This is a genomic window from Bacteroidota bacterium, assembly GCA_041658205.1.
In the GTDB taxonomy this organism is placed as follows: Bacteria; Bacteroidota; Ignavibacteria; order UBA10030; family UBA8401; genus UBA8401.
Map to the genome: position 1 here is coordinate 1851072 of JBBAAO010000001.1, position 11479 is coordinate 1862550.

An 11479-nucleotide genomic window follows, 5' to 3' on the forward strand; every position below is an offset into this window, starting at 1 on the left:
GGTGAAGTGATTATTTAATCACTAAAAATTTTCCGACATGTTTCTGTCCATCCGGAAGCGATACGACATAGATATACAAACCATAGGCTATATATTGATCGTTATAGGTCCTCATATTCCAGAATTCATAACCGTGATTATCGTTATGATTGATGTTGGCAACACGATCTCCCGCTACAGTAAAAATAGAGATCGTACAGACATTTGGCAGATGGTTGAACATCAATTTTTTCCCGAATTGATTCGTTTCCCATATATTTGAGACAATGTAGGGATCGGGAACGACGCGAATCTTTTTGAGGTCGATATTTTGTGAGGATGCGTAGGTCTCTTTATTTGTACTGAATTCGTAACGGATCTCTTTTCGGAACGGCTTGTATGTTCTTATTGTAAACTGGTCACCGTGAGAAGGTGCGACTGCTTTTTTAATTACTTTATTCCCGTCGGCATTATAAAACGTATCCGGTGCATTGTTCGTATTTAGATAGAGACCAGTATATGATGTGTCGTGAGTGATTGGATTGATCAGCATCCGTTCCAGATCCAACACATCGGGATATTTTTCATAATATCCCGTGCTCGCCGGCGTATATCCTTTTCCTCCGGGAACGATATCCCAACCAAGCGGACTATAAAAATCTTTTCGATAAGTATCCCAAGGAGCCTTCACTGAAAATTCAAACAACCATGTTTGTGAACTGACATCGATCGGGTTCAGCGAATCGGTAACTATCTCTACTTTCAAAGGAAGATGCTGTAGAGAATCTTGTTTGGTATTGGTAAAGAAATCATACCATTGCGCCCACGTTCCTCCTGTAAGCGTAGTATCGATAGTGATTCTGTAATTATCTATCGTGTAGATAGTTTCAGATATGACATCGAGACGGTTCTTATATTTATCCACAGGAGCAGTGGTCCAATGAAACTTACTGGTATCATTTTTTACTTTTGTCCACCCGATAAATTCAACACCGGAAGGAGTGTTTTGTACCGTTAAACGAAATCCATCCACAATTGGAAGATTATCTCCCGAATTATCGGTAAACAGGTGGCGCTCCAGCAAAAGTGTTGTATCATGGCTTACGTTCGAAATTTTATACAAATTGAATCCCAGAACATACGAAGTTTTGTTTCCCACAACTTGTTTCGCGGAATCGACAAATGTGATAACATATTTGTCCCCAGTGATCAATTCTGGTTTCACGATGTCGACCTTGACAAGACCTTGCGATACTCCGCCAATCGCCGCAATTGCCCCCTCGGTGTTTATTTGTGGTGTATATTTTGGAGGTAAGTAGTTTTGTGCCTGCACTCCGGGAACAACCGAAACAGTATTAGACTGCATTGTAGAATGTCCGAGCGCCGATTGATATGATTGTTCAAGGCTGTCCGCTTTTTGATTTCCTTTCGTGTACGACGTAACGCAATACCAGTATTCCACACCGTTGATCAAGTGATCATCCACAAAGCTGTGTTTTAATCCTGTGTCATCCCCTAATAATTGATTGAATGCCGGATCGGGACCTTTTATTCCATCGATAAGGTCAAAAATTTTAATTGGCGTGTATCCTGTGATATTTCCAAACGGATCTGTTGTTGGTGTTCCCCATGTTACACCAAGATCGTCGCTACGATAAATTTTATACCCTTCAAAATTTTCTTTTCCCGTTAAGACATCCCGTGAATTTTCTGCTTCTGCATCCCATGTGATACGCACCTGTTTATCACCGGCGGTAGAGGTAACCTTTGGAGTTGGAGGAGCCCCGGAACCCTGAAATTTACGTTGATACATTTGTCGCGCAATCTTGAGATTCTTCATCAGATCGGTTGTATCGGGCTTGTCAGGAATTGTGCCCGAGTTACCCATAATGAGCGCAACGGAAGATTTTACGATGGAATCACTTTGTAAACTGAATGGACCGGTCATCATAAAAAAATTAATATTCTGACCATCGGCATAGTATTTCTTCACACTGTCCGGATGCGTTGTATCCATTCTGCGGTTCACACCATGGAATACCGCTTTGGCGTTGGTGAGATTCGGATCGTTCGGATTGCTCGATATGATTGGCCACATCTCTTCATCAACTTTCGGTGAGATGTCGCGACTGAAGTAATGAAAGTCAGTCACACCCATATTTTTTGGTGTTTCCATCACATTCAATCCAACAATCCCTAAAGGAGTTCCATCCCCAGACCATGCTCCGTCTTTTGTATTATTTGCATCCCACACATAAACAAAATCGCCGTTGTTATTAGCATCGGTTGGATCGCTGTCGATGATATTGACAAGATCTTTATTATCGTAATCGGGTCGGAAGATGGCGATATATCCCACATACACACTATCGAGTTGTAGTCCACTTTTATTGTGGATGGTGAAATCCCAAAACAACATATCTTCTGCGTATGGTCTGCCATAGGTGTAGGCAGTTTGTTCTACCTCAATCCCGACTTTTCCTTTGGCATTGGAGTTATCGGTATCATCAAAGACAGAATAGATGTCCCGGTCTGAAACGAATTCACCCGGAACTTCTTTGCCATAATTAGTCGATGTTTTGTCAATTTCGATTCTATGTCGACCCGGCCAATGACGTTTTCCCGGCGTGCTCACCCACGATCCGGTATTGCTGAAATATCCCTGTGGCCACGTTTCCGGATTATCGCTTGATGCAAGAAATGGAGTTTCATCCGGCGGCGGAGCGATGACATCGCCGGAAAATATTTTTCCCCGTGAACCTTTTTTGGGAGACCAATCCACTTTTTCCGATGGGCCGCTGATTACGGAAGTAATAACATTTCCTTTCACAGCAACGATAAGTCCCAATCCAAAACTATATTGTGTGGAAGCATTTGCCGCTGTCGGCCAATGAATTGCGTCGTTAAAATATTCATGATAATTAGAAAGGACGCCGTAATTTCCAAGATAGTTGGCAACCTGGCCTTTATCCATAATTCCGATGCCCCGTTCCGCAGCGGAATGTGATTTCAAGAAACGTTCAATCTGTGCTGATGAAAGATTCTTATGGCAGGTAGTACAATTTTGTTTTTGCGCTAGAAGGGGAAAATAAAAATGGAGAGACAGTAAGGCGATGCCAATAGTACGCCTCATTAAAAATTTAATCATAGACATTATCTCCAGCTACCAAATAATTTGTACTCCAGCGGTGATGATTCGCGGTGGCCCTACATTAGCAGGATTATGATCCGCGTCGGGTGATGAACCGACAAGTCCCGAAAGTCCCGTATCAAAAGGTTTACCTGTTCGCGAATTGACATTACGAACATTTTGCGTATTGAGCAGATTTGTAATTTCCATAAAGAGAGAAGCTGCAATGTCCGAAAACCATATTTTTTTTATCATGCGGAATCCTACTGTCGATGTCCACGGTTTGCGGGCTGAGTTCATATCAATACGGACTGTTGGATCGACATACGGAGTGTATGGAAGGCCACTTCCCGCCTGAAAAAGGATATTGACATTAACATCGGATAAGAGTTTCTCTCCGGCAATTTCCGGCCCTTGATCTTTTGGGATATTCAAATTAAGATTGAACGCAATATCATGACGTTGATCAAAATCCAAATAATATTCCTGATGAGGAATCTCTTCTTTTCCCGAAGCACTGAAGAATCCACCGAGCGGCTGAGAGTTATTCCCTTTTGCTACACTTAATGTGTAATCAATGGAGCCAGAAATATAATCGCTGTACCGTTTTTGTAACGTTACATCGATTCCTTTCACACCGGCATAATCCGAATTGTAGAAAACGACATAATCCTGTGACAAATAACTGACTTGTAATGTTGAAAGAAGATCGGTGATATCTTTATACCACGCAGAAACATCCAAACTCCACGTTTCGCTTACCTTATTTTTTACTCCTATTTCGTATGCGACAGTTTTTTGAGCTTTCACCCCCGGATTGCCAACAAGAGGCATCGATGTACTTAAATCTTTATTATGGTTATAATAGAGGGAATTAAAATCGGGGTTTTGAAAAAAATGACCGTATGAAAAATGTAACACCGCTTGATCGGTAATAGGATGTGCCAATCCAATACGCGGACTCAATTGTGTTTTGGAAACAACTTTTTCTTCTTTTGCCGGAACCCAGATATTGCTGCTATTAAAACTACCAAACCTGCGGATGTCCGGCCACATGGTCGCATTGGGATCGACATAATCATACCGCAAGCCAAGGTTAATAATGATATAGTCATATTCAACTTTGTCCTGAATATATGCGGCTCCCTCCATTGGGGACCGACTATAGATATCCTTATATTGTGCCCCGGAAGGCCAAGGCTGTGATTCTTCATGCACACGGATAGAGTAACTTTTAATTTCAAAACCGCTTTTCACCTGATTGTGCTGATTTGCCTGAAATGTCGCATCCACCTTACCGCTCGTTGTTGCTGTTTGATCATCCCAATAGGGAGAATCATCACCGCTCACATAAAAATATACTGTCTCACCGGTTTGTCCGCGTATATATTCTGAGGGAAGTTTATTTCCCACCTGAACTTTTGTAGCATTCTCAAACCGGGAAACCTGCGCAGTATAAAATAAGCTGCTGCTGATAGTGTGCGATAATGTAAAACCAAATCGATCTGTACTCTTTTCGGTATGGCTGTGATTTTCATTGCGGTATTTCCACGAATGACTATAGGACTGCGATTTGTTTTGAGTTATTTGGCTCGATAATGACAATTTTATCGTTGGACTGTATCGATACGTCAATTTAGCAAAACCATCCCGTTCCCAATTATAACCATGCGGCAAATAGCTGTCTTCATTTTTATATCTTCCTGAGATAAAAAATGTCAGGTCGGGAATTAATGGAAAAGGTCCGTTTAATGACAGATTCAGCATCCCGTTCAACGGAATATTCAACTTCAGTGGGTCAAAACTCATACCATCCGTTTCACTTTTGGACTGATAAGGATAACTATCCACACCTTTTCCAAAAGCATCACTTTTTCGATACGGAGATTCATTTAGCATTGGTGAAGTATATTCTGCCTTCCCATGGAATGTTTCTCCTCCCTCTTTCGTCACAATATTGACGATACTCGACATTGCATCACCATACTCAGCATTGAATGTTCCGCTCAGCACAATTATTTCTTCTACTGCATCTTTGTTCATCATGCTGTTATTGCCGCCATACAAAGGATCATCTACATACATTCCATCGATCATGTATGATATTTCGCCGGTTCTCCCCCCACGTACATGGATATTCCCATCCGCGTCTGTCGTAAATCCTGCTTTCGTCGTAATAATATCTTGAATGCTAGCGACCGGCATGTTGATGATCTCTTCAGAGCCGATGATGGATACTTTTGAAGTGACATCCTTTTCAACAATGGGGCGTTCTGCGGAAATAACAATTTCGCCAATACCAAGTGTTGCCGATTCCATTAAAAAATCGACATGTGTCGTAAGGTCAACAACAACTTGAACGTTCGTGACCCTGTAATCTTTATATCCGAGCATGCTTGCGCGAAGGGTGTATCGTCCGGGTCGGACATTAATGATGAAGAATTCTCCCAGCGCATTACATGCTCCTCCCATTGTGGTTCCTTCGATCATTACGGTACAGCCGGAAAGGACTTCACCAGTTGAAGCATCTTTTGCAACACCGGAGATTTTTCCCGTTGTGCCTGCAACAAGTGGCGCAACCAACATTGAAAACATGGCGAGCAAATAAAAAAAACTATTCTTTATGAAAGTAGTTTTCACAAGAACGCTCCTCGTTTACGAACATTCATTGGAGAAATTTGAGAACACATACACAACACTCATCCTGCCGAAGGTTTATGCGGAAGACATAAACCTTCGTACCTAAAACAGGATAAAGTTGTTTTTTATTTGAGCAAAATCATTTTTTTACTTAGCACACCTTTGCCTGAATTCAGTGAATAGAAATATATGCCGGATGAAACTGTATTTCCTGATTCATCTTCACCATTCCAAACCACGGTGTGTTCGCCGAACGATTGATGCTGAGAAACGAGGGTCTTTATTGTACGACCTAATTGATCATGAACAGTCAGCATTGTATATCCGCTTTCCAATAACCTGTAGGAAATTCTAGTCTCCGGATTAAAAGGATTAGGATAATTTTGCGATAGATCGAAATTATTTGGTGTAATCTTTCTGCCATTCTCAGGAACCGAAAGTACGGAGAGCGGTCTCACAACGATATTATCCACATACGTGGCTAGTCCGGTAGCACTTTGTTGGAAAGAATACAATCCAAATTTTCCCGCCGTGGCCGTTGCAGCAGTATCATAAATCGGGCATCCGACTAATAACTGTCCGTCAAAATATGCCCAAAATCCTACCTTGGTTGCAGAAATTGTACGAACTTCTATTTTCATTTTATGCCAGTCAGCTACCGTAGGAATCCCTCCAAGAATATCAGCTGCTTTAAAATCTTTACTGAACAACGGAAGAAATGTGTTCGGATCAGATTTCAGTCCGGAAAAATTTATTCGAGCGCTGGCATCAAAATCGGAGCGCATCTTATAAAAATCTTTCTTCGAACTATCCGCATACACAACAATTCCGGAATACGATGACAGCGAACCTCCCACATAACAATACACATCGGCTTCTATTGAGTAATCTTTTAAACCAACCGTTCCGTTTGTCGCTACGGCAGAACCGGTAAATGTTCCATCAAGATCCTGAAGTAAACCAACAAAGTTTCCGCCGCCCGTGAGGGCTTTGGGAGCATTTGCCATCGGCTTTGCTATTACCGTCTCTTCTCCTTTGTAATGGCTTCCCCATGATGCATTTGCTGTCCCAGTTTCAAAGTCTTCCGTGAAGATTGCTGGTTCAGGAAGTGTTTTCACAACGATATTATCAACATACGTTGCTAGTCCGGTAGCGCTTTGCTGGAAAGAATACAATCCAAATTTTCCCGCCGTGGCCGTTGCAGCAGTATCATAAATCGGACATCCGACTAATAACTGTCCGTCAAAATATGCCCAAAATCCTACCTTAGTTGCAGAAATTGTACGAACTTCTATTTTCATTTTATGCCAGTCAGCTACCGTAGGAATCCCTCCAAGAATATCAGCTGCTTTAAAATCTTTACTGAACAACGGAAGAAATGTGTTCGGATCAGATTTCAGTCCGGAAAAATTTATTCGAGCGCTGGCATCAAAATCGGAGCGCATCTTATAAAAATCTTTCTTCGAACTATCCGCATACACAACAATTCCGGAATACGATGACAGCGAACCTCCCACATAACAATACACATCGGCTTCTATTGAGTAATCTTTTAAACCAACCGTTCCGTTTGTCGCTACGGCAGAACCGGTAAATGTTCCATCAAGATCCTGAAGTAAACCAACAAAGTTTCCGCCGCCCGTGAGGGCTTTGGGAGCATTTGCCATCGGCTTTGCTAGAACCGTCTCTTCACCTTTGTAGTGGCTTCCCCATGATGCATTTGCTGTTCCAGTTTCAAAATTTTCGGTAAAAACTATCGTTTGCGCCATAACAACTTGAATTGTAAATATGAATAACAACAAGGTTAACGATTTTAAAACGGTAAATGATTTCTTCATAGTGCACCTCGCAGATTAATGAGAAGATAGTAAATTAGAGAAGATGGACTTTTGGATATGATTCTAAAAATTAGGATTTCGTTTTGATCAATTCAAAATTCCTTCTTTGAATTGAATGAAGGAAATAAATAGGACTGAATGATATTGTTTAGAATAAAAATCCATAAGGGAGATTATTCAATCCAACTGAGTGAAGCTATCATTGAAGAGCGAATTGTACAATTTGGAAAATGTATGCTTTCTGGAAGTAAAGAGCAACAGATAAATGTAAACAAACACCGAATTACAAGCCGGAAATGTTAAAGAATTAAATATCGGATAAAACGGTGTGAATAGTTTGCCTCTGTCAAAAAAATAAATTAGCACAACTTTATCTATTTACTTTTTCCTTTGCGAGTTAACCCAAACCTTCATTCTTGCTATTAGGCGGAAGTTATTTCGAATAGAGGATATTTTTGCATTTTATAGAAAAATACAATAGGGGCGATGAGTAGCCGTATATTCCCCTATTTGCAACCTGTTTCTTCTTAATCCGATAATGAACTCTTATTTCGGTTTCATCGTTATATTTTGTACATTATTAATAGTATATGTTACTCTGTAATTATTGAAAGGGATTGAATAATGGCAAATAATGAGAAACCTAAGGAAGAGATCACAAAAGAGGCAGTGTACGCTTCATTAAAGGAAGTGTTTGATCCGGAAATTCCTGTGAGTATTGTTGATCTTGGTCTTGTGTATGATGTAAAAATCATCGATGACTGGGTTGGTGTTAAAATGACACTCACCTCTCAGGGTTGCGGACTTTCCACACAGATTGCTAACAATGTTCGTGAACGAGTTGCCGCTTTACCAGGTGTCGCTGATGCCGATGTAAGAATCGTTTGGCAACCAGCATGGAATCCATCAATGATGAGCGAAGAAGCAAAGAAGAAAGTTCAATTTGTGGGTTGATTCTGATTTTTGGAATTCGATGTAACAATCCATGTAATAAATTTTTTACGAAACACTCCGATCGGTAACGATAAATCAGCACATTATCCTTCAGACAATTAATGTGTTCTATCGCTTGCTTTCCTGCACACCCTTCTTTACATTTTTGCCACTGAATCGACACACAATAGATTCATTATCCCTCGCACTTTTTACAATTTTTAACGTCTAATTGAGGTCATACTATCAACCGAAAACTGATTTGGCGTCCTTTATGAAAATTCCTAATTTCATCGCTCTCTATAAAAACCTAACACCAAAAAATCGAATTATTTACGGATCATCGGCGGGATTTTTCCTGATAATCATCCTGTTCCTTTTTTTTAGCAACCGAGGTGGTGCTTCAACAGATTTGATTATCTCTCCTGTAAAAGGGGAGTTTATTGTCTCTATAACAACGACAGGTGAGTTACAAGCAAAAAACTCCATAGAGATTAAAGGACCCGAACAAGCGCGTGCCGCCGGTATCTGGCAGATGAAAATTTCTAATCTGATTGCAGAAGGAACGGTAGTAAAACAAGGACAATTTGTTGCAGAACTTGATAAAGCGGAGATTGCCAGTAGATTGAAGGAATCAGAACTTTCAGTGCAAAAATTAAATGCACAATACACACAAACCACTTTGGATAGTACGCTGTCGCTCTCACAAGCGCGTGACGAACTTGTAAATTTAATCTTTGGTCTTGAAGAAAAAAAGATACTGCTTGAGCAGTCCACGTTTGAAGCACCCGCCGTAAAACGACAGGCTCAAATTGATTTTGACCGAGCGGAAAGAACAATTGCTCAGGCGAAAAAGAACTATGTAACAAAAACAAAACAATCCATCGCAAAAATACAGGCCGTAGAAGCAGATTTGATGAAGGAACGGCAGAAGATGGATATCATGAAAAGTGTTCTAATGCAATTCACCATTCTTGCTCCGGCTGATGGAATGGTTGTATACGCGCGTGAATGGAACGGAAAGAAAAAAGTCGTCGGGGCCACCGTCAGTCCGTGGGAACCAACCGTTGCAACGCTTCCTGATCTTAGTATGATGGAATCGATCACTTATGTGAATGAAGTAGATATTCAAAAAATTGTTGTCGGTCAAGAAGTAACTCTTCGATTGGATGCCGATCCCAATAAAAAATTATCCGGTAATGTTGTGCAGGTTGCTAATATTGGAGAGCAGCGTCCCAATTCAGATTCAAAAGTATTTGAAGTGCGAATCATCATCAATGATCGTGATACAACATTACGGCCTGCGATGACGACTTCAAATGAAATTACCGTAGCAAAAGTTGCCAATGTCCTCTCGATACCACTGGAAGCTGTTCACACTCAGGATACTACAACATTTGTCTACATCAAGAACGGCGGGATCATAAAGCAGGAAATTAAGCTTGGTCTTCAAAATGACAATGCTGCTGTTATCTTAAAAGGTGTAGACGAAAAAGATGAGATCTACCTATCGCCGCCGGGTGACGCGTCGGCGATAAAACTACGCAGACTGAAAGTCACATCGTGATCAGAAAAAGTTTCCTTGCCTTATTAACAACTCTCAAACCTTCCAGAGCCCTCGTCAGTAATATTCTGACAGCGTTTGAAGCCATTACACGGAACAAACTCCGTTCAGGTCTTACATCTCTCGGAATCGTCTTTGGAGTCGCATCGGTCATTTCCATGCTTGCCATTGGCCGAGGTGCTCAACAGGAAATTCTGGATCAAATGAAACTGCTCGGGACGAACAATATCATCATCACACCTATTATTGAACAGGAAGAGGGTAAAGTAGATGAGGATCAGAACCAAAAACAAAATGAAAAAAAGAAATTCTCTCCCGGATTAACTCTTCAAGATGGAAAAAGCATCATTGCCTCATTACCTGGCATTGAATCCATTAGTCCTGAAGTAGTGTTGGAAACGATCGCCCTGCGCCAGGGATTGAAACGATCTACTAAATTAGTCGGTGTAGATTCAACATTTTTTGTCCCTTCAGATTACGCACTGGAGAAAGGTTCTTATTTTTCCCAAACACATTTGGAGCGTTCACTGCCAGTCGCAATTATTGGACACGGTATCAAAACGAAATTCTTTACTCGTGAAGACCCGATCGGTAAGAAGATTAAATGCGGAAAACTATGGCTTACCGTGATCGGCGTAATGAAAGAACGGAATGTTTCAAAACAAAATATTCAGCATCTGGGCTTAAGGGATTACAATTTTGATATCTATTCACCGGTCAATACCGTACTGTTGAGGTATAAAAACCGAGCTCTCGTAACCCGGCGTGATGTTCAAAATGCAGCCCGAGGAGGTAACTCTAATAATGATGATAACGAACAAAAAAAAGCAGTGAACTATCACCAGGTGGACAGATTGGTTGTGCGTGTAGCAAACACAGATCAGATTCGGCCACTTGCAGAAATTATTAGCAGAATGTTGCAGCGTCGACATAACGGTATGGTTGATTTCTCAGTAACTGTTCCCGAAGAATTGCTCAAACAGGAACAGCGGACAAAAGAAATTTTCAATATTGTCCTTGGAGCTATTGCATCCATTTCCCTTATTGTCGGCGGGATCGGAATCATGAATATCATGCTTGCTTCCGTAATGGAAAGAACAAAAGAGATCGGAATTCGCCGTGCTGTGGGAGCTACTCGCGCGGATATTACTATGCAATTCCTTTCCGAAGCGACAACGATTAGTGTCACTGGAGGAATTGTCGGAATTTTATTGGGGTTTGCGATCAGTATCGTTATCGAATACACGGCGGAAATTCATACGATCGTTTCAATTATCTCCATTTTCATTTCATTTGCAATTTCCATCACTATCGGCATCACTTTCGGATACTTCCCCGCTAAAAGAGCGGCAGATCAGGATGTCATCCAATCATTGCGCTATGAATAGAGTTCCA

General features: G+C 41.1%; 6 protein-coding genes. 3 read left to right on the top strand and 3 right to left on the bottom strand.

Annotated elements, in window-relative coordinates; translation table 11 throughout:
- Positions 1-10 precede the first annotated feature (10 nt).
- The 3 genes from WDA22_07680 to WDA22_07690 all read right to left on the bottom strand — a co-directional run bounded on the left by WDA22_07680 (position 11) and on the right by WDA22_07690 (position 7587).
- Positions 11-3127 carry a hypothetical protein gene (locus WDA22_07680; GenBank protein ID MFA5833339.1) on the bottom strand — a complete coding sequence of 1039 codons (3117 nt, stop codon included), beginning with the start codon at positions 3125-3127 and terminating at the stop codon, positions 11-13.
- Between the two features lie 15 nt (positions 3128-3142).
- Positions 3143-5749: a TonB-dependent receptor gene (locus tag WDA22_07685; protein MFA5833340.1), complete on the bottom strand. Its 2607-nt coding sequence runs from the start codon at positions 5747-5749 to the stop codon at positions 3143-3145.
- Positions 5750-5874: 125 nt separating this feature from the next.
- The gene (locus WDA22_07690; protein MFA5833341.1) at positions 5875-7587 is read right to left on the bottom strand and encodes a FlgD immunoglobulin-like domain containing protein; all 1713 of its coding nucleotides are present in this window, start codon (positions 7585-7587) and stop codon (positions 5875-5877) included.
- 624 nt (positions 7588-8211) lie between these two features.
- Between WDA22_07690 and WDA22_07695 the strand changes: the two genes are divergently transcribed.
- The 3 genes from WDA22_07695 to WDA22_07705 all read left to right on the top strand — a co-directional run bounded on the left by WDA22_07695 (position 8212) and on the right by WDA22_07705 (position 11472).
- Positions 8212-8541, top strand: a complete 330-nt coding sequence (locus WDA22_07695) for an iron-sulfur cluster assembly protein (GenBank protein MFA5833342.1) — start codon at positions 8212-8214, stop codon at positions 8539-8541.
- A gap of 253 nt (positions 8542-8794) precedes the next feature.
- Positions 8795-10087 (top strand): efflux RND transporter periplasmic adaptor subunit, encoded by a 1293-nt coding sequence (locus WDA22_07700; GenBank protein ID MFA5833343.1) that lies wholly within the window; start codon positions 8795-8797, stop codon positions 10085-10087.
- On the top strand, positions 10084-11472 hold the full coding sequence (locus WDA22_07705; protein ID MFA5833344.1) for an ABC transporter permease: 1389 nt from the start codon (positions 10084-10086) through the stop codon (positions 11470-11472). Before WDA22_07700 ends, WDA22_07705 begins: the two co-directional genes overlap by 4 nt.
- The last annotated feature ends 7 nt before the right edge of the window (positions 11473-11479 follow it).

Excerpts from the sequence above, each read along its gene's own strand:
- WDA22_07690 (MFA5833341.1), bottom strand. The coding sequence starts at position 7,587 with ATGAAGAAATCATTTACCGTTTTAAAATCGTTAACCTTGTTGTTATTC.
- WDA22_07700 (MFA5833343.1), top strand. The coding sequence starts at position 8,795 with ATGAAAATTCCTAATTTCATCGCTCTCTATAAAAACCTAACACCAAAA.
- WDA22_07695 (MFA5833342.1), top strand. The coding sequence starts at position 8,212 with ATGGCAAATAATGAGAAACCTAAGGAAGAGATCACAAAAGAGGCAGTG.
- WDA22_07680 (MFA5833339.1), bottom strand. The coding sequence starts at position 3,127 with ATGATTAAATTTTTAATGAGGCGTACTATTGGCATCGCCTTACTGTCT.